Annotated in this window: 20 protein-coding genes, 4 tRNA genes and 1 pseudogene; 1 reads left to right on the top strand and 24 read right to left on the bottom strand. The window is 58.2% G+C overall.

Annotated elements, in window-relative coordinates; all coding sequences use genetic code 11:
* Nucleotides 1–11: 11 nt before the first annotated feature.
* The 3 genes from hemC to hemA are packed head-to-tail and all read right to left on the bottom strand — an operon-like array spanning nucleotide 12 to nucleotide 3,224.
* Nucleotides 12–944 (bottom strand): hydroxymethylbilane synthase, encoded by a 933-nt coding sequence (hemC, locus tag G463_RS0101640; protein WP_026973803.1) that lies wholly within the window; start codon nucleotides 942–944, stop codon nucleotides 12–14.
* A 31-nt stretch (nucleotides 945–975) separates the two neighbouring features.
* Nucleotides 976–1,785 carry a cytochrome C assembly family protein gene (locus G463_RS0101635; RefSeq protein ID WP_169725400.1) on the bottom strand — a complete coding sequence of 270 codons (810 nt, stop codon included), beginning with the start codon at nucleotides 1,783–1,785 and terminating at the stop codon, nucleotides 976–978.
* A 17-nt stretch (nucleotides 1,786–1,802) separates the two neighbouring features.
* Complete coding sequence (gene hemA, locus G463_RS18125) at nucleotides 1,803–3,224, bottom strand: glutamyl-tRNA reductase (protein WP_051321791.1); 1,422 nt, start codon at nucleotides 3,222–3,224, stop codon at nucleotides 1,803–1,805.
* A gap of 149 nt (nucleotides 3,225–3,373) precedes the next feature.
* Between hemA and G463_RS18120 the strand changes: the two are divergent.
* Nucleotides 3,374–4,183 (top strand): annotated as a pseudogene (locus G463_RS18120) (DMT family transporter); the annotation flags it as partial.
* Between the two features lie 6 nt (nucleotides 4,184–4,189).
* On the opposite strand, the gene yihA reads toward G463_RS18120, so the two are convergent.
* The 21 genes from yihA to G463_RS0101520 form a co-directional block, all read right to left on the bottom strand.
* Nucleotides 4,190–4,864 (bottom strand): ribosome biogenesis GTP-binding protein YihA/YsxC, encoded by a 675-nt coding sequence (gene yihA / locus G463_RS23400; RefSeq protein ID WP_026973801.1) that lies wholly within the window; start codon nucleotides 4,862–4,864, stop codon nucleotides 4,190–4,192.
* Complete coding sequence (gene lon, locus G463_RS0101615; protein WP_281171047.1) at nucleotides 4,861–7,284, bottom strand: endopeptidase La; 2,424 nt, start codon at nucleotides 7,282–7,284, stop codon at nucleotides 4,861–4,863. Before lon ends, yihA begins: the two co-directional genes overlap by 4 nt.
* A gap of 141 nt (nucleotides 7,285–7,425) precedes the next feature.
* Nucleotides 7,426–9,111 (bottom strand): ATP-dependent protease LonB, encoded by a 1,686-nt coding sequence (lonB, locus tag G463_RS18115; protein ID WP_035485098.1) that lies wholly within the window; start codon nucleotides 9,109–9,111, stop codon nucleotides 7,426–7,428.
* 209 nt (nucleotides 9,112–9,320) lie between these two features.
* Nucleotides 9,321–10,598: an ATP-dependent protease ATP-binding subunit ClpX gene (clpX, locus tag G463_RS0101605; protein WP_026973799.1), complete on the bottom strand. Its 1,278-nt coding sequence runs from the start codon at nucleotides 10,596–10,598 to the stop codon at nucleotides 9,321–9,323.
* Between the two features lie 81 nt (nucleotides 10,599–10,679).
* Nucleotides 10,680–11,267 carry an ATP-dependent Clp endopeptidase proteolytic subunit ClpP gene (clpP, locus tag G463_RS0101600; RefSeq protein ID WP_026973798.1) on the bottom strand — a complete coding sequence of 196 codons (588 nt, stop codon included), beginning with the start codon at nucleotides 11,265–11,267 and terminating at the stop codon, nucleotides 10,680–10,682.
* A gap of 117 nt (nucleotides 11,268–11,384) precedes the next feature.
* Nucleotides 11,385–12,677 (bottom strand): trigger factor, encoded by a 1,293-nt coding sequence (gene tig / locus G463_RS0101595; RefSeq protein ID WP_026973797.1) that lies wholly within the window; start codon nucleotides 12,675–12,677, stop codon nucleotides 11,385–11,387.
* Between the two features lie 138 nt (nucleotides 12,678–12,815).
* Nucleotides 12,816–12,892, bottom strand: a tRNA-Arg gene (locus tag G463_RS0101590).
* 58 nt (nucleotides 12,893–12,950) lie between these two features.
* The gene (locus G463_RS18110; RefSeq protein WP_051321789.1) at nucleotides 12,951–13,511 is read right to left on the bottom strand and encodes a metallophosphoesterase family protein; all 561 of its coding nucleotides are present in this window, start codon (nucleotides 13,509–13,511) and stop codon (nucleotides 12,951–12,953) included.
* A complete protein-coding gene (gene rdgB / locus G463_RS0101580; protein ID WP_035485094.1) occupies nucleotides 13,483–14,100 on the bottom strand; it encodes an RdgB/HAM1 family non-canonical purine NTP pyrophosphatase in 618 nt (205 codons plus the stop codon). Before rdgB ends, G463_RS18110 begins: the two co-directional genes overlap by 29 nt.
* Nucleotides 14,101–14,148: 48 nt before the next feature.
* A complete protein-coding gene (gene murI / locus G463_RS0101575; RefSeq protein WP_026973795.1) occupies nucleotides 14,149–14,973 on the bottom strand; it encodes a glutamate racemase in 825 nt (274 codons plus the stop codon).
* 119 nt (nucleotides 14,974–15,092) lie between these two features.
* Entirely contained in the window at nucleotides 15,093–15,527 is a 435-nt protein-coding gene (locus tag G463_RS0101570) for a MarR family winged helix-turn-helix transcriptional regulator (RefSeq protein ID WP_026973794.1), read from the bottom strand.
* Nucleotides 15,528–15,633: 106 nt separating this feature from the next.
* Nucleotides 15,634–15,861, bottom strand: coding sequence for a helix-turn-helix domain-containing protein (locus G463_RS0101565; protein ID WP_026973793.1), 228 nt, complete (start codon nucleotides 15,859–15,861; stop codon nucleotides 15,634–15,636).
* 106 nt (nucleotides 15,862–15,967) lie between these two features.
* Nucleotides 15,968–16,579: a hypothetical protein gene (locus G463_RS0101560; RefSeq protein ID WP_026973792.1), complete on the bottom strand. Its 612-nt coding sequence runs from the start codon at nucleotides 16,577–16,579 to the stop codon at nucleotides 15,968–15,970.
* Between the two features lie 96 nt (nucleotides 16,580–16,675).
* Nucleotides 16,676–17,446, bottom strand: coding sequence for a succinate dehydrogenase iron-sulfur subunit (gene sdhB, locus G463_RS0101555; RefSeq protein ID WP_035485091.1), 771 nt, complete (start codon nucleotides 17,444–17,446; stop codon nucleotides 16,676–16,678).
* A gap of 4 nt (nucleotides 17,447–17,450) precedes the next feature.
* Nucleotides 17,451–19,199, bottom strand: a complete 1,749-nt coding sequence (sdhA, locus tag G463_RS0101550; RefSeq protein WP_026973790.1) for a succinate dehydrogenase flavoprotein subunit — start codon at nucleotides 19,197–19,199, stop codon at nucleotides 17,451–17,453.
* A 60-nt stretch (nucleotides 19,200–19,259) separates the two neighbouring features.
* Nucleotides 19,260–19,868 carry a succinate dehydrogenase cytochrome b558 subunit gene (locus tag G463_RS0101545; RefSeq protein ID WP_026973789.1) on the bottom strand — a complete coding sequence of 203 codons (609 nt, stop codon included), beginning with the start codon at nucleotides 19,866–19,868 and terminating at the stop codon, nucleotides 19,260–19,262.
* 139 nt (nucleotides 19,869–20,007) lie between these two features.
* Nucleotides 20,008–21,834 carry an excinuclease ABC subunit UvrC gene (gene uvrC / locus G463_RS18105; RefSeq protein ID WP_051321788.1) on the bottom strand — a complete coding sequence of 609 codons (1,827 nt, stop codon included), beginning with the start codon at nucleotides 21,832–21,834 and terminating at the stop codon, nucleotides 20,008–20,010.
* 23 nt (nucleotides 21,835–21,857) lie between these two features.
* The gene (locus tag G463_RS0101535) at nucleotides 21,858–23,711 is read right to left on the bottom strand and encodes a hypothetical protein (RefSeq protein ID WP_026973788.1); all 1,854 of its coding nucleotides are present in this window, start codon (nucleotides 23,709–23,711) and stop codon (nucleotides 21,858–21,860) included.
* Nucleotides 23,712–23,859: 148 nt separating this feature from the next.
* Nucleotides 23,860–23,935 (bottom strand) — tRNA-Lys (locus G463_RS0101530).
* Between the two features lie 8 nt (nucleotides 23,936–23,943).
* Nucleotides 23,944–24,018 (bottom strand) — tRNA-Glu (locus G463_RS0101525).
* Nucleotide 24,019: 1 nt separating this feature from the next.
* Nucleotides 24,020–24,093: transfer RNA gene (locus G463_RS0101520), tRNA-Gln, on the bottom strand.
* Between the last annotated feature and the right edge of the window lie 99 nt (nucleotides 24,094–24,192).

Genomic DNA, 24,192 nt, shown 5'->3' with positions numbered 1-24,192 from the left:
CCCATCGCCCCCTATCTGGCCGGCTTGTCCGCCGCCGTACTCTCCAGCAACGCACCGGCCCCTTGTGACAGCAGCGCTTCCGCCGTCAGTTCCCCGGCGCTCTGCGGATCCAGATGGCGCGACTCTGCCCGCAGGACCGTTCTCCCGTCGGTGCTGGCCACCATCCCTCGCAACCAAATCCGCCCATCCGGATGCCGCTCCGCATATCCGGCCATCGGCACCTGGCATCCGCCGTTCAGTTTCGCGAGCAGCGTCCGCTCCGCCATCGCCTGATCCGCTGTGGGCGGATGGTGAATGTCCCTCAGCAAACGATTGAGTTGTTCGTCGTCCGCCCTGCTCTCAATGCCGAGAATGCCCTGGCCCACAGCCGGCAGACAGACGTCCATGGACAGATACTCCGTGATGGCGTCCTGCCACCCCAGTCGATGCAGACCGGCCGCCGCCAGGACGATGGCGTCGAATCCTTCCGAACGCAGTTTCTCCAGGCGTGTGTCGATGTTTCCACGAATGGGCACAAACCGCAGGTCCGGACGATGCGCGGCCAGTTGAGCCACGCGGCGCAAGCTCGAGGTCCCAATCACCGCGCCTTTCGGCAGCGCGCGAAGGCTGGTCGCCGAGCGGCAAATCAGCGCATCTCGTGGATCTTCTCGCTTTGGTATGGCGGACAACTGGAGTCCGGGTGCGAGCGTTGCGGGTACGTCTTTGAGGCTGTGCACGGCGAAATCGGCTTCGCCGGACAGCAGACACGCCTCAATCTCGGAGACGAACAGGCCTTTTCCACCTACTTTGGACAAACTGATGTCGAGAATTCGGTCGCCTTTCGTCACCACCGGGACAATCTCCACCTCGAGATTGGGATGGCGGGCCTGCAGCGTCCGTAGCACCCACTGCGTCTGCGTCATCGCCAACTCGCTGCGCCGCGAGGCAACCCGCAGCTTGCGCATATCGACTCCTCCTTCAGCTTCCGGGGTGCCATCAAAACTTGGGATGCACCACGGAGAAATTGCCAACCACCACAAAGTTCACGACCAACAGGGCGAAACAGACGACGTTCCACCATATCAGTCGCTGCGCTCCAAATCCGTGCCGCATTCGAAGCACCAGGTATATGCCATACATCACCCACAGTCCGCAGGTGACAATGGGCTTCGGATCGAACAGCAAAAAACGGTGAAGCGTCAACTGACCCCAGATCACGCCGAGCATGATGGAGATCAGGAGCGAAGGGAATCCAACCACAATGGAACGAAATCCGTACGTGTCCAGCCGTTCCAGCGACGGCAGTCGGATGTACCAGCGATTCCATTGTTTCTCGCGAAGAAATCTCTCCTGGACAAGGTACATGACCGCGAATACAAACGCAAACGCGAAGGCGGTGTAACTGATCACGGCCGAGGCGATGTGCATGGCCAGAATATCGCCTTCCCGCGCCTGATACATCGAGGCGTTGGGCGCCGCAAACGCATCGAATACGACAATCGCAAATCCGACCGTGTTGGCGAAAAACAGCACCAAATCGATTCGAAAGAACGCGTTGACCACCAGCGCAACCAGGAGAATCAGCCACGACACCAACATCATGACGTCAAACGGCGTATACACCGGAACCGATCCCGAAATGCGCAGGCGAACCAACAACACCGCCGTTTCCGCCACAAACACGAGGAACAACAAAACGAGCGCCGTCCGGTTGACCGTACGGCGCGGTTGAACCACATCGATAAACAACAACACCAGGCTCAGCGCGTACACAACGACCAATCCGTCCAGAATGACGCGGCTCACCCACATGGCTCCCGCCCCTAACGAAGCACAGGATGCAGCGGCGCCGAGCCCACGTCTCCGCTGCGGGGCAACAGGCCCAGCGACTTCGCTATTTCGACGAGACCGCCGGAAACATGCTCCTCGCCATGTCCGCCCGCAGTCTGCCAGCTCTCCTTGCTGTACCGTTTCAGATCCTCACGCGTGAGGCCGAACAGCTCGGCAAACAACGGGACGTACTTGGCGCCGCCCGCCTCGGTGGCCAATTCCTTCATGGCCAACACCGGATCTCTCAACAACTGGTTCACAATGCTCATGGTGTGCTTGTGCAACAACTCCACTTCCCGCTCCGAGAGATTCGGCAGTTTGCGCTTCAGGCTCTCCATCACGGACGTCTGAATCGCCTCGCCCTTCGCCCGAACGGCACTGATCAACGGAACCACTTCCTGCTCGCACAGCCACTGGGAATATTCCCGCAGCGACGCCGCAATCAGCTTCTCCACAATCGCCGCTTGCCGCTCCCGCTCCGCCAGATTAGCGGCCACAACGCCTTCCAGATCATCAATGTCATACACGTACGCATTGCGGAGATGGCCCGCGTCGGGATGAATGTCCCTCGGAACGGCCAGATCGATATACATGGTCGGTCTGTGATTTCGCGCCAACATCGCTTGCTCCGCCAAGGTCGACGGGATCACATATCCCGGATGCCGCGTCGCGGACACCACAATGTCCGCAGCGGACAGGACGTCCACCATGCGGTCCCACTCGACGGCGGTTCCCCCAAATTCGTCGGCCAACTGTTGTGCGCGCTCAAAGGTGCGATTCACCACCAGCAACCGCTCAATGCCAGCCGCCTTCAGGTGCTGCGCGGTCAACCGGCTGATGCTGCCAGCGCCAATCAGCAGCGCGGTGCGGCCTCCAAGCTCACCAAACACTTTCTTCGCCAACTGTACGGCCGCGTAACTGACAGACACTGGATGTTGGCCAATGGACGTCTCCGACTGCGCGCGTTTCCCGACGTGCACCGCCAGGCGAAACAGTTGGTTCAACAACGCGCCCGTCGCTCCGGCATCCGCCGCCGCGAGAAACGCACTGCGAACCTGCCCGAGAATTTGCGTCTCACCCACCACCATCGAATCCAAACCAGATGCCACCCGCATCAGGTGTGTCACGGCAGATTGGCCCGTTTTCACATACAGCTGCCGCTTCAACGTATCCATGTCCAAACCTGCTCTATCGACCAAAAAGCGCACCAGAAAATCTTCTCCGGCACGCTCGGAATTCACAACCGCATACAGTTCGGTTCGATTACAGGTGGACAGCACGACACATTCCAGCACCGTGCGCGTGTGGCGAAACTGGGCCAAAACATCATCCAACTCGACGTCGGAAATGGCAACCCGTTCGCGCACCTCCACCGGTGCGGTGGTATGATTCAACCCCACCACCATGATGTGCATGTGTCTGCCTCCTTCCCGCACCCCAATTCGTCCGAATGCCTCATCTTATTATAGCACCACGGTTGTGACAGTGAATTGACAATTGACGACTTGTTGGCAAGGAGCCTCTCGCGTTGACGGCAACTGGAAAAGTGCGTACACTGGGTTGCATGAATACGCATCCATCCCGTCGCCGCCTGCTGGCCAACGGCAGTCTGCTCGGCGTCACCGCCGTATGGGGCGCCACGTTCACATTGACCAAAAATGCCATTGCAGACATCCCTGTCTTTCCATACCTCGCGGTGCGGTTTGCCATCGCCGCCCTCGTCCTGGCGGCCGGTGTGCTGCTTTCGCCACAGCGCCGCCGGAAGATTCGCGCCAAGACGTGGCTGCACGGCGGTGTCCTTGGCTTGCTCCTGTACGGAGCGTACGCGCTCCAGACGCTCGGCTTAGACCAAACCAGCCCCTCGATGGCTGGCTTCTTGACAGGGCTCAGCGTCATTTTGGTCCCCCTGTTGTCGGTACCCTTGCTCCGTCAAAAGCAACCTGTCCGCACATGGGTGGGAGCGTTGGCGGCCCTCATTGGCTTGGCGTTTCTCTGCGGCATTCGGCCGGAGCAACTGACGGCAGGGCAACTGGAAGTCCTCGGCTGCGCCGTATTCGTCGCGCTGCAGGTCCTTTACACCGATGGGTTCGGCGCTGGCGAAGAAGCGCTGGTATTGGCGGCTGTTGAAATCCTGGTTCTGGCATTGCTGTGCGCTGTCACCGTGCCGTGGACGCATTCGTCGGGCGCCTGGCACTGGCAGGCTTGGGCGCATCCTGCCGTCGTGGAAGCCGTGCTCATTTGCGCCATTCCGGGAACCGCCATCGCTTACTGGGCGCAGAACCGATTTCAGCAGGACACCTCAGCCAGTGAGGTGGCCATCATCTTCACCATGGAGCCTGTGTTCGCAGCCGTCATCTCCTGGCTGGTCAACCAGGAACGGCTATCGTTGCCTCAATGTGTTGGTGCTGTGTTCATCGTCGGCAGTATGCTGATTGCCGATCCGAACGTCCGCCTCCCCTTGTGTCTCCACCCCGGCCGCGACGAGGTCAGCCGAGAGTATCTCCCATAACTTGTCCAATCCGACATTCTTCTCGGATGAAACGCTGATGACCGGATATGGAGTGTCCAGCCCCTTGCGAATTCGGGCCACCGACTGAATGGCGGCCGACTTCGAAACCTTGTCCTGTTTGGTGGCGACCACGCAAAGCGGCACACCGAGCTCGAGAAACCATCGGTGTGCCTCCACGTCCGTGCGCGTGGGTTCGTGTCGGATATCGATGAGATGAATGATTCTGGCCAGACAGTCGCGCTTCCTCAGATACGATTCCATCATCTTTACGAACAGTGCGCGCTCCCGCTTGCTGACCTGGGCGTATCCATACCCCGGCAGATCCACGAAGCGAAACAGGTCGTTGATGCGATAAAAGTTAATCTGCTGCGTCTTTCCGGGTTTCGCAGAAACGCGGGCCAGAGATTTTCGGCCGAGCAGGCGGTTCAACAGCGACGATTTCCCCACATTGCTGCGTCCGACAAATGCAAATTCGGGAAGACCGCCTGTCGGCCATTGCTCCGGTTTCACCGCGCTGATTTCAAACACGGCGCTGCGCAACTTCACTGGTGCGCCCCCTCTTCCCCAAACGTCGAGTCCGATACGTCAGCCAATCCGTGGAACAACGCCCCAAACGTGTCGTCGGCATCGTCGGATTTCGGCAACAGCGCAACGGACAGCACCTCATCCATATGTTTCACCGGTTGGAACTTGACCGCGGACTTCACCGATTCCGGGATGTCTCTCAGGTCTTTCTGATTGCCCTCCGGAAACAGGATGGTCTGTATCCCGGCTCGATGCGCCGCCAACGATTTTTCCTTCAGTCCACCGATGGGAAGCACACGCCCGCGCAACGTGATCTCACCGGTCATGGCCACACGCCGATTGACCGGACGCCGACTCAACGCGGAAGCGATGGCCGTCGCCATGGTGATGCCCGCAGATGGACCGTCCTTTGGGATGGCCCCTTCCGGCACGTGAACGTGGATGTCCACCTTCTCCGCAAAATCCACCGGAATACCCAGCGATTGCGCGCGAGACCGGACATACGACAGCGCAGTTTGGGCGCTTTCCCGCATGACATCGCCCAATTGGCCGGTGATGACCACCTTCCCTTTACCGGGGACAACGGACACTTCAATCGTTAACGTATCGCCTCCCACGGGCGTCCAAGCGAGCCCGGTCACCACTCCGACCTGATCCGATTCCTCCATCTCTCCGTGCCGATACGGTGCGGGGCCGAGAAATTCACTCAACAGCGCGGAGGTCACCGTCACTCGGCGTTTGTCTCCATCCGCGACAACCCGGGCCGCTTTTCTGCACACCGCTGCAATGAGTCGATCCAGCTGCCGCACGCCAGCTTCCCGGGTGTACCCCCGTATCAATTCCAACAATACATCATCGGCAACGCGGAGTTTATCCCCGCTTAATCCATGGCGTTCTCTCTGCTTGGCCAGCAGATGACGCCTGGCAATCTCCAATTTCTCGAGTTCCGTGTACCCGGAGAGTTCAATCACTTCCATCCGATCGCGCAGCGGCCCCGGAATTTGATAAAGATTGTTTGCCGTCGTGATGAACAGAACGTCCGACAGGTCAAACGGAATCTCGATATAGTGATCCGAGAACGCATGGTTCTGCTCCGGATCCAATACTTCCAACATGGCCGAGGCCGGATCTCCGCGAAAATCACTGGCCATCTTATCTATCTCATCCAGCAGAAACACGGGATTCCGCTTTCCCGCCTGCTTGATGCCCTGAATGATGCGCCCAGGCAGCGCACCGATGTATGTACGACGGTGGCCGCGAATCTCCGCTTCATCGCGAACCCCCCCTAAGGCCACTCGAACGAATGGCCGATTGAGAGACCTGGCAATGGAGCGCGCCAACGACGTCTTGCCAACGCCCGGAGGGCCGGCGAGACAGATGATGGGACCCGTTTGGCGTTCCACCAGCTTCTGAACGGCCAAGAACTCGAGAATGCGCTCCTTCACCTTGGTCAATCCATAGTGTTCTCGTTCAAGAATCCGCTCCGCCTTCTTGAGGTCCACCTTGGATGATGCAGATTCCAGCCAGGGCAGTGCCAACAACCAGTCGATATACGTTCGCGCGACAGTGCCTTCCGCAGAGGATGCCGGAATCCGCTCCAACCGGTCCAGTTCTTTTTCCAGACGCTCGACCACCGGTTCCGGCAGCGCCTTTTTGCGCATCGTGGCCCGAAGTTCCTCGACTTCCCCGGTGCGTCCCTCGCGCTCACCCAGTTCCTTCTGAATGGCCTTCATCTGCTCCCGGAGATAGTATTCCTTTTGGGTTCGCTCCATTTGCTTGCGTACCCGTTGATGTATCTTTTTCTCCAGTTCCAGTACTTCTCGTTCGTCGGACAGCACCTGCAACACTTTTTCCAAGCGCGCAACCACGTCCATCGCCTCGAGAATGTCCTGCTTATCCTTAATCTTCAGCGGCAGATGCGCGGCAATGGCGTCGGCCAGCCGACCTGGCTGTTCAATGTCAATGACAGCGGCATACGTCTCTTGATCCACTTTTTTGGACAGTTTCACGTACTGTTCGAATTGTTGCAACAGCGAACGCATCATCGCCTGCAGTTCAGGCGTCTTCTTCACTTCCTGGTCGGGGTAACGCGTGACGCGCGCCTCGAACCATTCGTCGGTGCGAACGTACTCCTCAATCCGGGCACGTTCCAAGCCCTCGACCAACACGCGAATGGTCCCGTTCGGCAATTTCATCATCTGCTTGACTCGTGCGATGGTCCCGACGCGGTACAGATCATCCGGCACCGGATCATCTATCTGCCCGTCCTCCTGCGATGTCAAGAGAATCAGATGTTCTCCCACCATCGCCTTCTCCAGCGCCTTAATGGATTTCTCCCGCCCCACGTCAAAGTGAAGCACCATCGCCGGATACACGAGCAATCCGCGAAGCGGCAACAGCGGAAACACGTCCCGCACGGTGTCAGCAACCAAGTTTCCCACCCCCGAGTCTTCCCTTGGCGGACTGACGCCAAGCGCCCGTCCGTCGACCATGCCGCCCCCAGACAAGCGCGAACATGGCGGAATTGGCCTATATTGTACAAAACTGCGGCGGCAAAGTCTAATTCCATGGGCCGTGCCGCTCTACTGGGCGGAAGGCATTGCGGAGTTGCCCGTGGCGTGCGGAAGGGTCGGATGAAAGCCCGGTTCCTCCGCCAAACCACCCACGATGGCCATTTTCAGTACGTCCTCCATCCGCTCCACGGGAACGATTTTCAGTCCCTCGTACTGCAGGAACGTCTCCTGCCAATTTTCCTTTGGAATCATCACGACCGTCGCGCCGGCCAACCTCGCCGCATCAATCTTGGCCGCCACCCCGCCGACCGGCCGCACCTGACCGTGGATGGAGAGCTCCCCGGTCATCGCCACGGTATTCAGCACCGGCCGTCCGGTGACCGCCGAATACACGGCGACGGCCATCGCAATCCCCGCGCTCGGCCCGTCCACCGGCGTGCCGCCCGGAAAATTGATGTGCAAGTCGTAATTCTTCGCGTCAATCCCGGTGAACCGCTGCAGTGCCGTCAACACGTTGTCCAACGAGCTGGCGGCCATGGACCGCCTGCGGATGCTGCGCGCCCCCGAACTCAGGGTTTCTTCCTCCACAAGCCCACTCATACGGACGCTGCCTCGCCCTTTGCGCACCTCTGTCGCGGTGACCTCAATCTCCAACAGCATCCCAAGGCTCGGCCCATAAACGGCAAGTCCGTTCACCACGCCAATCTGAGGGGTTGGGTGAATTTTGCGATCCGGTCGGGGGTTCAATTGACTGAACTGAATCACCCACTGGATGTCCACCAACCGAATCTCGTTGCGCTGTTCGGTCATCGCGAGTCCCCCGGCAATCTGCACAATGTTCACGGCCTCGCGGCCATTGGTCGCATATCTCGCCACCTCGGCAATGGCCGCTTCCGGGATGCTCATCCCGACTTTTTTTGCCGCCTTCCGGACCACCTCAGCAATTTCGTCCTTACCGAGCGGACGGAAGAACACCTCCAAGCAACGAGAGCGGATGGCTGGCGGAATGTCCTCCGGAGAGCGGGTGGTTGCACCGACCAACCGAAAGTCGGCGGGCAGCCCGTTCTGGAAAATATCGTGGATGTGCGGCGGAATGGAACTGTCCTCACTGCTGTAGTACGCGCTTTCCAGAAAGACCTTTCGGTCCTCAAGCACCTTCAGAAGTTTGTTCATTTGTATTGGATGCAACTCACCAATCTCGTCAATGAACAGCATGCCGCCGTGGGCCTTGGTCACCGCGCCGGCCTTGGGCTGCGGAATGCCCGCCATCCCCATGGCACCGGCGCCTTGATAGATGGGGTCGTGAACGGAGCCAATCAGTGGATCCGCGATGCCCCGCTCGTCGAACCTGGCTGTGGTGGCATCGAGTTCGACGAATTTGGCCTCAGGGCCGAACGGAGAACCCGGCGATTTTTTTGCCTCCTCCAACACCACGCGCGCGGCGGCGGTCTTGCCCACCCCTGGCGGTCCATAGATGATCACGTGCTGCGGATTGGGACCGCAAAGGGCCGCGCGGAGCGCTTTCAGCCCATCCCTTTGTCCGACGATGTCGTCCATGCTCGCCGGCCGTGTCCGCTCCGACAGCGGCTCACTCAGGGAAACCGCCCGCATTTTTCGCAATTTCTCCAGTTCCTTCCGAGACTCTCTCTCAATCGCGTGACGATTGGTGTTCTGGGTCTTCAACAGATTCCAGAAATACAATCCAATCACAATCGCAAAAAACACCTGTATCACAGCCAGAATGGTGGCACTCACTGCGGACCCCTCCCTGCGAAATTGCGGCCTGCGTACAGTTCTAGCGAACCTTTCGCCTCAACCGTTCCTGTTGGTTTCATTTCGCAGTATGCCCGCGGCAACACGTCCATAAACCACAAAAACACCTGCCTGGACGTTTCCAGACAGGTGTTCCTGTTTCACTCGCCCCGATGGATGACGAGTTATCATCCGTCAAATGAGCGCGGCGCTCAAGCCGTCTCCTCGGATTTGATCACAATTTGCGTCATCTTTCCATCATTCCCGACCAATACCGGCCCCTGTTCGCGCGCCGCCGATTCTTTCGTAATAATGCACTTCTGCACATCGTCGCGCGACGGGAGTTCGTACATCACGTCGAGCATGATGGCCTCGATGATGGCACGCAAGCCACGAGCGCCCGTGCCACGCTTGATCGCCTCCTTGGCGATGTACGTTAACGCATCATCGTGGAATTCCAGTGCCACATCGTCCATTTCCAACAACTTCTGGAACTGCTTCACCAATGCGTTTTTCGGCTCGGTCAAGATGCGCTTCAACGCGGCTTCATCCAGCATTTCCAGCGTGGTGATCACCGGCAGGCGACCGATAAATTCCGGAATCAACCCAAACTTCAGGAGGTCTTCCGGCAAAACGTGCTGCAACACGTTGGACGAAGCCGTGTCGGTCGAACTCTGGCTTGTAGCACCGAACCCAATCACCTTGCGGCCGAGGCGCCGCTTGATAATCGGTTCGATGCCGTCAAACGCGCCACCGCAGATGAACAGAATATTGGTGGTGTCAATCTGAATGAACTCCTGGTGCGGATGTTTCCGTCCACCCTGCGGAGGCACGCTGGCGACGGTTCCTTCCAAAATCTTCAGCAACGCCTGCTGCACGCCTTCACCGGAGACATCGCGCGTGATGGATGGGTTCTCCGACTTACGAGCAATTTTGTCAATCTCGTCGATGTAAATGATTCCGCGCTCCGCTTTTTCGACGTCATAGTCGGCCGCTTGAATCAGTTTCAGCAGGATATTTTCCACATCCTCACCCACGTAGCCCGCTTCGGTCAGGGACGTGGCGTCGGCAATCGCGAATGGCACATTGAGAATGCGCGCCAGGGTCTGCGCCAACAAGGTTTTCCCGCTGCCGGTCGGGCCAATCAGCAGGATGTTGCTCTTCGACAACTCGACATCATCATTCTTGGTGCCCCGCGAGTTAATCCGTTTGTAGTGGTTGTACACGGCCACGGACAACGACTTCTTCGCGGCATCCTGACCAATGACGTACTGGTCGAGAATTGACTTGATCTCGGTCGGTTTCGGGACCTCCTTGAGATCCAGTTCCTCCTCTTCGCCGAGTTGTTCCTCCACAATTTCATTGCACAACTCGATGCATTCGTCACAAATGTATACGCCTGGACCGGCCACCAATTTGCGCACCTGTTCCTGCGTCTTCCCGCAGAAGGAACACTTCAACTGACCTTTCTCGTCATTGAACTTAAACATGGCGTTCCCTCCCTCTATCACACGCGCCGCCGGAGAGACAGGCTATCCGGCATACGCCGCCACAGCACTTGGGACACGGCATCACGCACCGGTACCGACGATGACATCGTCAATCAGACCGTACGCTTTCGCTTCGTCCGCAGACAGGAAGTTGTCTCTGTCCGTATCCCGTTCAATTTTTTCCAATGGTTGTCCGGTCCGCTCCGCCAGGATTCGATTCAGTTTGTCCTTCGTCTTCAAAATCCAGTCGGCGTGGATCTTGATGTCGGACGCCTGGCCCTGAACGCCGCCCAGCGGTTGGTGAATCATGATCTCGCTGTTGGGCAGCGCGTAGCGTTTCCCTTTCGCGCCTGCTGCCAACAGGAAAGCGCCCATGCTCGCCGCCATGCCGATGCACATGGTGGACACATCCGGCTTGATGTGTTGCATGGTATCATAGATGGCCAATCCCGCGGTCACGGAACCGCCTGGGCTGTTGATGTATAGTTGAATGTCCCGCTCCGGATCATCCGCCGCCAAGAACAGCAGCTGCGCCACCACCGAGTTGGCCACGTAGTCGTCAATCGGGGTGCCGAGGATGATAATGCGATCCTTGAGCAGACGAGAGTAAATGTCGTATGACCGCTCACCACGGCTGGTTTGTTCGATGACGATTGGCGTCAAGCTCACGACGTTCCCTCCCTCTCGCGGCTTGCGGCCGCAGAGCATTGTTCGTTTGAGAAAACAAGGCACGGGTACGCGTGCCTTGTCTGTGAAACGCAGGATATAACATCATTGTACACGAATTCAAACCACTTTGCTATGTTCCACCAGGAAAGCAACCGTCTTCTGACGCTTCAGGTCACTGCGGAAAGACATCAAACCGGGATCGCGCAGGCTCAAGAACTGGCGCACCTGGGCCACGTCCAACTTGGACGACTCGGCAATCTTCTGCAATTCTGCCGTAACGTCGTCTTCGGTCGGCTCCAGGTTTTCAGCCTTCGCGATAGCGTCCAGCACGAGCGATGTCCGGACGCTCTTCTCTGCGGACTCCAAGAATTGAGCGCGCAGTTCCTCCCGCGTCTGTCCGGTGAACTCGATGTAGGCGTCAAACGGAATGCCCTGCATCTGCAGCTGCTGCGCAAAGTTTTCGACCATGTGATCCGCCTCGTGCTCAATCATCACGTTCGGAATCTCCACCGTCGCGCCCGCCACGGCTGCCTGAACCGCCTCGTCCTCCAGATAACGCTGGTGTTCCTGCTCCTTGCGGGCCTCCAACTGCTTCTTCAGGTCCGCCACGAATTCGTCCACTGTCTGGAACTCGCTGATCTCCTGAACGAATTCGTCGTTCAGTTCGCGCAGGTTCTTGCGCTTAATATCATGCAACACTACGTGGAACTTGGCCGCTTGTCCAGCCAGTGACTTCACATGGTAGTCTTCCGGGAACGTGACATCAATATCCCGTTCTTCGCCAGGCTTCATGCCGACCAGCTGTTCTTCAAAGCCAGCGATGAACATCCCGGAGCCAATCTCCAGCTCGTAGTTCTCAGCTTCACCGCCTTCAAACGGTTCGCCATTCACTGTGCCGGAAAAATCGATGCTCACGATGTCGCCGGTTTGAACTTCGCCATCCTCCACCACGTCGATCTGCGCGTGTTGCTTGCGGATGGATTCGAGTTCTTCCTCCACCGCCTTGTCGTCGACCGTGAATTGCTTATCCTGAATCTCCAGCCCCTTGTAGGTGCCGAGCGTGACTTCCGGCTTCACCGTGACGGTGGCCTTGAAAATAAACGGCTTGCCCGCCTCCAACTGAACGACATCCACATCTGGCGCTGCAACCGGTTCAATCCCCGATTCTTGAACCGCTTCACTGTACGCAATCGGAAGCAGGTAATCCACCGCGTCTTGATACAATGCTTCTACGCCGAACTTGGCTTCGAACAGTTTGCGCGGCACCTTTCCCTTGCGGAATCCAGGCACGTTCACACGCTTGACAACTTTCTTGAACGCGTAGTCCAGCGCGTTGGCAAATCTATCTTGAGCCACCTCGACTTCGAGGACGCCCACATTGGTCTCTGTCTTTTCCCATTTCACCGTCATTCGTCAAATCCTCCCCAAAACACGGCCAAGTTGCCCTGAAAATCTTGTGCAGCGGACGAACTTGTCCGTACACAAAACACGCCCATTATTCACCGCGCGGACCATCTCCGCGGCGCCGCGCGGTGCCCAATAATGGTATGGCGTCTCAGGAGGGATTCGAACCCCCGACCCACAGCTTAGAAGGCTGTTGCTCTATCCAGCTGAGCTACTGAGACATGATGATACACTCAAACAGTGTAGACGAAAGCGGGCTGTCAGATCAAGTGGATCCGGTCAACGAATTGTGCGGAATGGCCGGATGGACGTGCGCAATTGCCCGTCCGCCAGTTCGCCGTGGCGGGTGTAAAACGCCACTTTGACCGTATAGGCCTCTTTATCGCCGTTCCCGCGCTCAATGTCGAGGACGGCGAACGTCCGCTCCCGACGACCTCTCGGTGCCGCAAGACTGCCCGGATTGACGATGAGCAATCCATCCATCAACACGGAGACCGCCGTGTGCGTGTGTCCGAAGACCACAATGTCCGCCTGGCATTCGTTGGCGCGATGCGCAATGTGCTGGATGCCCTCTTTCACCTTCCAGCGGTGTCCATGCGTCAGAAAAATGCGCGGTCCAAACCCATCAATGATCCGTTCCTGCGGAAATTCCTCCGTCGCCACATCCCAATTGCCCGCGACTGCGTAAATCGGCCAATCCACGCGCTGGGCGAGCCAGCGCGCATCCTCCACCTCGTCCCCGGCGTGCAAAATGGCCGTCAGCCGGGGGACGCTTTTGACCGCGGACAGCAGTTCGTGCCGCTGACGATGACTATCGCTCACGATGCACAGCCGTGTCATCCGCTCCCCTCCAAACTTCAATCAACTTGTCCACCGCGCGGCCCCGATGAGAGACGCGAAGCTTTTCTTCGGCAGACAACTCGGCGAACGTCCGCCCCATTTCCGGAACGTAGAACAGCGGGTCATAACCAAATCCACCGACACCCGCCGACTTGTCCAAAATGCGGCCCACCGCTTCGCCGCGCACCAACCACCCGATTTGGCGACGCCAGTGGTAGAGCGCAAGGACACAGACAAATCGCGCGGTTCGGTCCGGATCGGGAATTCCCGCCATTTCAGCGAGCAATTTTGCATTGTTGGCTGCGTCGTCGCCGTGCACGCCCGCGTACCGAGCCGAGCGCACACCAGGTGCACCGTCCAGCGCATCCACGCACAAACCGGAATCGTCGGCCAAGACCCAGCCGTCGCAAAACGGGGCGTAGAACGACGCCTTCTCCGCTGCATTTGCCTCAAACGTGCTACCGCCTTCCGGACTGTCCGGCAAATGATGCGGCAGCGGCAGCACGCGGACCGGCAGCGGACGGAGCAGTTTGGCAAACTCCTCGACCTTATGTAAATTCTTCGAAGCGATATACAGTGTCTCCAGCATAACCCCTCCTCGGCGCCGGTCTCGGTTTGCGTGTTTTCGCAGCCAGCTCTACCGCACCGTCACCTGGTTCAGATCAATCCGCGCTGCGCTGCCCACCGCAGTGTCATCCATGAGCCACCTGCGCAGCGCCCGCTCCATCCAGAGCGGATCGCCACTGGTGAAGTACCGGTCCGGCACAGCGGTGCGGACGCCCGCCGACTGCCCGGTCGCCTCCAAAGCCGACTTTACCTCTCTGGCGGTTTCGTCCGCGGAGGAGATCAGGCGCACACCGTCTCCCATCACGTGTTGAATCACACCCTGCAAATGCGGGTAGTGCGTGCATCCGAGGACCAGGGTATCAATCTCCAACGACTTCAGCGGCTGCAAACGATTGCGCACAATCTCCTCCACCGCGGCTCCCGATGTTTCACCTCGTTCCACCAACGGAACGAATTCCGGACACGCCAGACTGTACACCTGAGCAGCGGGAATCAACGCGTGAACCGCATGTTCGTAAACGCCGCTGGCAATGGTCACCTGTGTGCCGATGACGCCAATCCGAGACGATTGCGTCGCCATAGCTGCGGCCCGCGCGCCGGGACCAACCACTCCAACTACCGGCACCGAATACCTCGCCTGCAGCGCCGGCAATGCGGCCGCCGTCGCCGTATTGCACGCGACAACGAGCATTTTGACCCCTTGACTGACCAAAAAATCGCATACTTCCAAGGAATATTCAAGCACCTGTTGCGGTGTTTTATCGCCGTAGGGGCACCGCGCCGTATCCCCGAAATACAAGATCGCTTCCGCCGGCAGCACGCGTTTCATCGCCGCTGCGACCGTTAGTCCACCGACTCCCGAATCAAATACACCGATGGGTAATTCATTCGTCACTTTGTCTACAACTCCCCAGACGCCGGTGAGATATCTTTCGCGCTAACGCCATCCTATGCCACAGGCATCGACTGCGCGAAAATGGAAATGCTGTGCGTTCGCCGCACAGCCGCTCATCGTCAATCCATCTTTTCGTTTAAAAGTTCCAATATCCGCAGGATGACATCCTGTTCTTCCGGACTTACGGAAGAAAGCACTCCGGCCAAGTAGGCACGGCGGGCATCCAGAACTTTCTCAATCAAATCGCGGCCCTTGTCCAACAGGCGAACCCGCACCACACGCCGATCCTGAACATCTCGCTCACGCACCACGAAACACGCGCGCTCCAGCCTGTCCACGAGGTCTGTTGTGGTACTGTACGCCAAAAACAAGCGATTGCTGAGATCACCGATGGTGAGCACTCCGTCGCGGTCCAGGATGACCAGTGCGTCAAACTGAGGTGGTGTGATGCTATACTGTTCCAGCAACATGCGCCCTTTCCGACGAACTGTCGCGGAGATTCGGCGCAAGTGGTGCTCAATGTCCACCACACGTTGGGGGAATGTGTCCTTCACAGATACACCTCATCAAGTCCTTTGTGTTACACGACATTTTAGCATCGGCACCTGCGAGCGTCAATGAAAGAGAACCCCTACACCCGTGGCTGTAGGGGTCATCTCGTCAGATGTTCAATTCGCCAAGCCGCACCAGCTCCACGACCGCCTGCGAACGGCCCTTCACGTTCAGCTTCTTCATCACGTTAGAAATATGGTTGCGAACCGTCTTTTCACTGACGAACAACTGGGCCGCGATTTCTTTTGTCGTCTTGTCCTGCACGAGCAACTCGAAGACCTCGCGCTCACGGTTTGTGAGCAGTGACTTCATGCGCATGTCATTGCCGGCAGACATTTCCTTATCCCTCCTTGTCGGTGGTCTACAAGAATGGGATACAGTCAGGGTATAGTATGTCACCTCGTGAAACCGTGTGCGGAAAACAAGAAACATGGGCGGACGGTCAGTGTTGCACACTCAACCATTGCTCGTACAGGGCCTGTATCCGCGATTGTTCCTCAGGCGTGAGCAGGGCGTAGCCGTCGGCTGCCAGCTGTCTCAGACCGGCAATGTCGGTCGCGTTCACCGACTGTCCAGGCAGCCACTGCGCCAACCACGTCGCATCAGCAGACGACAGGTGTGCATGGAGAAACCCATTCAGCACTTGGGCCGCCTGTGTCGGTGTGTCCTCCATCATCGATTGCGTCAACTGCGTCCACTGCGCAGGCGTCACCGTCGACTGCAACCGGGAGACCACCTCTCCCAGGCGTTCGGTGTCGGCAGCAGACCACGCAGACCACAGAGGGCCCGTACTCGCGTCCCCGCGTTGTGCCGTTGCGCTGGACTTGGTTTCCGGCGCTGGCCCGGTGGATGCCTGCCCGGCGTCCACGCTCGTTTTCTGTGCGCTACTCTGGGTCCCTTTCGCCCACGCTGCCACCGCCCGGATGCCTCGCCACATGGCGCGGTCCACCGCCGACTCAGGACCCGCTGCAGCGTCCCGCAAGACCGTTCCCGCGGCCAGCACAGCCAATGCGGACATCGCGACGAGCAGTCCGAACTCCATGGATTTTTTCACGTCGCATCGCTCCTTCGGTCATAACCAGTATCGACCGGCGACGCTGTGGATAAACCAAAACGGGCGGAGCCACGCTCCGCCCGCTCAGCCTCGGGATTACTTTTTCAACCACGATCCAATCGCATACGCGTTGACCTGCCGGTTCATCGCCGCAATCGACGTGGTCAACGGAATGCCCTTCGGGCAAACCTGCACACAGTTCTGCGCGTTGCCGCACTCGTGAATGCCGCCTTCACCCATGAGGGCTTCCAGGCGCTCCTGCCGGTGCATTTTCCCGGTCGGATGTTCATTGAAGAGACGCGCCTGCGAAATCGCAAACGGCCCGATGAACGACGTCCGTTCATTCACGTTTGGACACGCCTCCACGCACGCACCGCAGGTGAAGCAGCGGGACAGTTCATACGCCCACTGCCGATCCACCTCCGGCATTCTCGGCCCAGGACCGAGATCGTACGTACCGTCAATCGGAATCCACGCCTTCACGCGCTTCAGAGCGTCGAACATGCGGCTGCGGTCGACAATCAGATCTCGAACCACAGGGAAGGTGCGCGCTGGCTTCAGGCGAATGGGCTGCTCCAATTGATCCACAATGGCGCTGCACGCCTGACGCGGCTTGCCGTTGATGACCATCATGCATGCGCCGCACACTTCTTCCAGGCAGTTCATCTCCCACACCACGGGTGCGACAGGATTTCCGTCTTTATCCACCGGATTCCGCTGAATGGCCATCAAGCACGCAATCACGTTCATGCCCGGCACGTAATCCACCAAAAACTCCTGCGTATACGGCTTGGAATTAGGACCGTCCTGTCGCTCAATGATCAAATGCACCGTCTTCTTCGCTGTTGCCGTTGCAGTTTGGGTCACGACATTAATCCTCCTTCTTGCCGTAGTTCCGTTCACGCGGAGGAATCAGCGAGATGTCCACCTCTTCGTAGGAAATCTCGGGGCCATCGGGCGTAAACGTTGCAATCGTGGTCTTCAGGAAATTCTCGTCGTCGCGTTTCGGGAACTCCGGCTTGTAGTGCGCGCCGCGGCTTTCATTGCGCATGAGAGCGCCGATGGTGATGACACGCGCCATCTCCAACATATTCCACAGGTGCCGCGTGAACTGAGCCGACTGATTCTGCCAGCGCGACTTATCCGGCAGCTTGATTCTCTTCCAGCGTTCCTGAAGCTCCTGAAGTTTTTCGTCGGTCCGCTTCAACCGATCGTTGTAGCGAACAACGGTTACATTTTCCGTCATCAACTTGCCCATCTCACGGTGCAGTTGATACGGGTTCTCCGTCCCGTCCAAACGCATGATCTGTTCAAATTTCTCTTCTTCACGTTTCAGGTATTGATTGAAGACCGCCTCCGACACATCGTTCGCCGACTTCTTCAGGCCCTTGATGTAGTTGACCGCATTCGGACCTGCCACCATGCCGCCGTAAATCGCGGACACCAGCGAGTTGGCGCCGAGGCGATTGGCACCGTGGTACTGGTAATCGGCTTCACCCGCAGCGAACAAGCCCGGAATATTCGTCTGCTGATTGATGTCCACCCAGAGTCCGCCCATGCTGTAGTGGACGGCCGGGAAGATGCGCATCGGAACTTTCCGCGGATCGTCCCCGACGAACTTCTCGTAAATTTCGAGGATGTTCCCGAGCTTCACATTCAGCACATCCGCCGGAATGTGGGAGAGATCCAAATACACTTGGTGCTCTCCGTCAACGCCGAGCCCCATATCCACGACCACATGATAAATCTCCCGAGTCGCGATGTCACGCGGCACCAGGTTTCCGTACTCCGGATACTTTTCCTCCAAAAAGTACCAGGGCTTGCCGTCCTTGTAAGTCCACACGCGTCCGCCTTCGCCGCGAGCCGATTCCGACATCAACCGCAGCTTGTCGTCTCCAGGGATGGCGGTGGGGTGAACCTGAATGAACTCACCGTTCGCGTACTTGACGCCCTGCTGGTACAGTGCGGAAGCCGCCGATCCGGTGTTGATCTGCGAGTTGGTGCTCTTTCCGAAGATCATGCCGTTGCCGCCGGTGCACATGACGACGGCGTCGCCGCGGAAGTAGTGGATCTCCATGGACCGAAGATCTTGCGCCACGATGCCCCGGCAGATCCCTTCGTCATCAATCACCGCGCCAAGGAAATCCCAGCCTTCGTATTTTGTCACCAGACCGGCGACCTCATGTCTGCGCACCTGCTCGTCCAACGCGTACAACAACTGCTGTCCCGTGGATGCTCCCGCAAACGCCGTGCGGTGGTGCTTCGTGCCGCCGAAACGGCGGAAGTCCAACAGACCTTCCGGCGTCCGGTTGAACATCACGCCCATGCGGTCCATCAGGTGAATGATACCCGGCGCCGCTTCGCACATGGCCAGCACCTGTTTTTGGTTCGCCAAAAAGTCGCCGCCGTAAATGGTGTCGTCGAAGTGAATCCAGGGAGAATCCCCTTCACCTTTCGTATTCACCGCTCCGTTGATCCCGCCCTGGGCGCAGACGGAGTGGGACCGTTTCACAGGTACCAGTGAAAACAAATCGACGGGCACACCGGCTTCCGCCGCTTTGATGGTCGTCATCAGGCCAGCCAAGCCGCCGCCGACTACGATAATGCGTTGTCCGCTCATGCTGCGTTCCCTCCTTCGTCGTTTCCGGCCATCACCGGAATGGAACCGAGTCCATCGTCGTTATGCACTGTGGGTAAACGCGAGAATTGCATCGATGCCAATGCCAGCCAGCACGACAAACAGAAGCATCGAGACATAGGCGGTCACGCGCTGCGCCCGTGCGCCCACCGTAATCCCCCAGTGAACGCAGAACGACCACATGCCGTTCGCGAAATGGAACGTGGCCGCGACAACACCGATGATCATAAACCACAGGTAGGCTGGATTCGAAACCAGCTGATGAACCATGTCGAACGTCGGCGCTTTTCCGGAGAACCGAGTCGTCCATGTATGGTAGATGATAAACACAAACGTGATGATGCCCGTGATGCGCTGCAGGACAAACATCACATTGCGCCACCAGGAATACTTGCCCGCGTTATATCCCGAGGTAAACGCCACGTACAGCCCCACGACGCCGTGATACACAAGCGGTAAGAAAATAAAGAAAAACTCAATGTAGGGCAACAGTGGAATGGACTGAATCGCATCCACCGCGTTGTTGAACGACGCTGCACCCTTGGTCGCTGTCGCGTTGGTAAACAGGTGTTCCAACAGGAACAGCCCCACTGGGATTACCCCGGAAAGTGTGTGTAGCCTGCGCAGCAAGTACTCTGTGTGTGGTTTCATCTGTGCCACGCCTTTGCCTCCCTTCTAAATCCACCATAATTACCCGGTCCGGACATATGTAACGGCAGTCTCCGTGACTGCCTGCCAGATTGGGGATTCCCGCTGCCACAGTAAATTGTAATGGTTGTCACAGACAGCGTCAAGAAATCGTTGGCCCCGAAACGTCCCGCTGCACAGGCGTCTCCGATGGCTGTGTGTACTGTTGCACATGCTGTTGAATAGCCTCCGCCAGTTTTCTCGAAATGCCAATGGTTTGAAACGATTCCAGCGGGGCCGTACGAATGGCCTGAAGAGAGCCGAAGTGCTTTAACAACGCCTTGCGCCGCTGCGGTCCAACGCCCGGTATGTCATCGAGCACGGACTGCAACCCGGTTTTTTTGCGCTGTTGCCGGTGGAACGTGATGGCGAACCGGTGAACCTCATCCTGAATCCGCTCCAGCAAATAAAACGCCTGCGAATGGCGATCCATCTGCACGGGCTCGTCCTCATCCCGGAAGAACAGTTGTTTGGTGCGGTGCCGCTCGTCCTTGGCCAAACCGCACACCGGCACATCCAGGTTCAATTCGTTTTCCAACACGTCCAGGGCGGCCGCCAGTTGTCCTTTGCCGCCATCAATCACAATCAGGTCCGGCAGCGGCAGCCGTTCCTTCAGCACGCGGGTGTAGCGACGGCGAATCACCTCGCGCATGCTGGCGTAGTCGTCGGGTCCGGTGACCGTGCGGATCTTGTATTTCCGATATTCCGAGCGGGCCGGCTTCCCATCGATGAAGCACACCATGGCGGCGACCGCATCGGCGCCCTGGATATTGGAGTTGTCAAACGCCTCAATGCGGCGCGGTACCGGAATGGCCAACACTTCGCCGAGTTCCGTAATCGCGCCGAGGGTTCTGTCCATCTTCTTCTCCATCAACCGCAGCCGCTCGTCCAGCGCCACCCGGGCGTTCTCGCAGGCCAGTTCCACCAACTGCCGCTTCATGCCACGCTGTGGGTGAAGGCATTTTGCGTTCAGCCACTCGGCCAGCGCATCGCTGTTTGTGCCTTGCGGAAGCAGAATTTCCTTCGGAATGTCCGGTTGCTGGTAATAGAATTGTTCCACATATGACATGAAATCTTCCGCCGGTTCTCCGTGATGGGGAACGATGTGCACCGAGCGCTCAATGACCTTTCCGGCGCGAACGTAAAATACCTGAACGCACAGCAACCCTTTGTCTGCGTGGTATCCAAACACATCGCGGTCCACGAAGTCGGTGACCGTCACCTTCTGTTCCTGCATCACGCGGTCGATATGCTGAATCAGATCGCGCAGCTCCTTCGCCCGCTCGAAGTTCAGTTTTTCCGCCTCCGCCTCCATGCGCTCCCGCAGCCGCCGCTGCACCTCTGTATGGCCTCCGCTCAGAAACTGTGCGATTTCACGCGTGATGTCCGCGTAGGTGGTCGGTTCCACCGGGAATTCGCAGGGCGCCAGGCACTGCCCGATATGATAGTACAGGCAAACTTTCTTCTTGAGCGTCTTGCACTTGCGGAGCGGATAGAGCCGTTCCAACAATTTCTTCGTCTCCGCCGCGGACGTGGCGTTGGGATATGGGCCGAAATACTTCGCCTTGTCCTTTTTCACACGGCGGACGATTTCCAACCGAGGGTGCGCCTCATTGGTGATTTTGATGTATGGATACGATTTATCATCCCGCAGCATGATGTTGTATTGGGGCGTGTGCTGTTTGATCAGGTTGCACTCCAGCAACAACGCCTCGGCCACGGTATCGGTCACAATGTATTCGAAATCGCGAATCTGGCTCACCATGAGCTGCGTCTTGCCATCATGCACGCCGGAAAAGTATGACCGCACCCGATTCTTGAGAACCTTCGCTTTACCGACGTAGATCACTCTGCCGGATGCGTCCTTCATCAGATAGACGCCCGGCTTGGCGGGGAGCAAACTCAGTTTGTCGCGCAGCCACTCCGTCATCTCGTCCCCTCCCTTCCCCCGGTTTACGACGGTTCACCAATCACCAATTGCTTGACATTATCCGTCTGTTGGACCCATGCCGTGTACTGATCACTCACTGTGAACCACTGGACTGGCCCCGCGAGCGACTGCGCCGGCGTTTGATTCACACCGCCCGTGTCCGCCAACGCATGAAACAGCACCTGAATGCTTCCGCTGTCCGTATCGTCCGGAGTGGTCTCCACCCACCAAGGTTGGCCCGACGTCCCCTGCACCGCCCAGTGCGGTCGTCCGTCCATCGGCGGGCCATCAAGGCGGGACAACTGCCCATCCCAAGACAGGCCGTACCACGTTTCATCGACCCCCACGTCCGCCGACACCTGCCCGGCCACCCCCTGAAAAATCAATCTATCACCGGTGATCACCGGATTCTTCATAAAACCGAACGGTGCAGCCAATTGCTTGGCTTCCCCCAATGCTTGAAGGGGCACGTCTCCCCGAAGGGTATACACGTCAATGGGAAGGCTGACGGGCCCGGACGATTTGGCGGCCGATCCGGTCGTGCCGCCGCTGACGACAGCGGTCTGCACCACCACCTTGCCGTCGCCCACCGCAATCACGCTTTGCTCGCCGCCGTCAAACGTCTTCACCAAACTCGATTTGCCGGTGGTGAGAGAGAGCAGATACAGCTGAGAAATGGTCGTGCTGCTTTCATCCGCCGCGGACCATTCGACCACGGCCACAGCCCACCTGCCCGTCACGCGAAAATCCCAACGCTTCACCACCCAGCCGATGTGCTTCGTATTTCCATTGCTGTCGGCGGAATCCGACGGCGGCAGCAGGTCCATCTTCCCAGCGGGCGTCGGATGCGCCGTCAGGGACTCACCGGAGCCGGTGAACGGAATCTTCTCCACCGTAATGGACGGCCACGAGGTGCTCGTGGTACTCAGCGTAGGAATATACAGTGCGGACGACGTCACAGCCAGATGCTGCAATTCGGTTGTCGATGGAGCGTCGCCAGCCAGGCGAAATTGCGCCAGCACGACACCGGGAAAGTTGCCCACAGGTGGCGGCAGGTTGTTTGCCTTCGAAGCTGTGAGGGCAGACGGCGCGGCTGCCGACACAGTCAGTGATCGTCCGGAAACACCGTAGGCAATGGCAGCGAGCGCCAACACACTCGCAGCGGCCATGCCGTACGTCACCCAGCGCGGCCCGCGTTGTCGCTGTTCCGCGTCCAGCCGCGCCGCGTGCGCAAGCAGCCGTTGGCGCGCCTCTGTCACCTTGGCTTCCGGCACCTCTACGGTGGTCGCATACTCAATCAGTGCGGAGCGGATGGAATCCCACGTATCCGCCTCCCGGTCCGCGCCGGACTCGTGCGTCATCGCCGTTAGGAATGCGGCCTGCAGGCGATGCTCCACGTACTTTCGCGGACGGCGCAAGGTTCGAGCGGTGGTGGACACGGCGCCGTCCACCAACAGAAACGTCAATACCACCAGTTTGTCGTCGTCGGACAACCGGGAAATCCAAAATAAGCGTTGCAATATCTCCGGGGTTTCAACCGCATCCAATGAAGGTGCATCCGTCCGTTTTTCCGCATGCACCGCCATCGCGTCGGGCGACGGTTCGGTCGTTTCAGCCACCGTGCCTGACACCCGCCGGGCATAGCCGAGGCACTCTCGCAGCACAGCGTGCACCACGGCCGCGCACGGCGTGGGGAAATAACGAACGCGCGACAGCGTTTCGTACACGCGAAGCCAGGTGTTCACCACAATGCCCGTTGGAGGTTCATCCATCCCAAACCACAGTTGTGCCGCCGTATAGACCGTACCGAACAACGGCTCCATCCAAGCCTCCACCGTTCGCAACCGCCTCTCCCGGTTGTATCCGCGCGTGTACACCGATTCCCCCTCCATTCGTCACACGGTTTGACCATCTTCATCATATGAAACATCGACCATTCAAGAAAGTCACCGGTCGCATTCCGCCCGCGATATCCTGCACAACAAAAAAGCGACTTCCCAATCGGAAAGCCGCCTGGAACGTGAGTGGTGGGTCATGAAGGACTCGAACCTTCAACCTGCCGATTAAGAGTCGGATGCTCTACCAATTGAGCTAATGACCCACATCCATTGGTGACCCTAAGGGGATTCGAACCCCTATTACCGCCGTGAGAGGGCGGCGTCCTAACCATTAGACGATAGGGCCTTGGCTGCCGAACTAGGACTCGAACCTAGACTAACTGATCCAGAGTCAGTCGTGCTACCATTACACCATTCGGCATTGCCTCTCGTCACAGCGCTCAGCGCCGTTGACAATTTGAGATTATACAGGCCGCCTACCACGTTGTCAACGGCTTATTTCATGGAATTTCTAACCATA

Origin of the sequence: Alicyclobacillus contaminans DSM 17975 (assembly GCF_000429525.1) — a bacterium.
GTDB classification, from domain to species: domain Bacteria; phylum Bacillota; class Bacilli; order Alicyclobacillales; family Alicyclobacillaceae; genus Alicyclobacillus_A; species Alicyclobacillus_A contaminans.
Note: the sequence above shows the minus strand (reverse complement) of the source record. Positions and strands in the feature narration are given on the sequence as shown.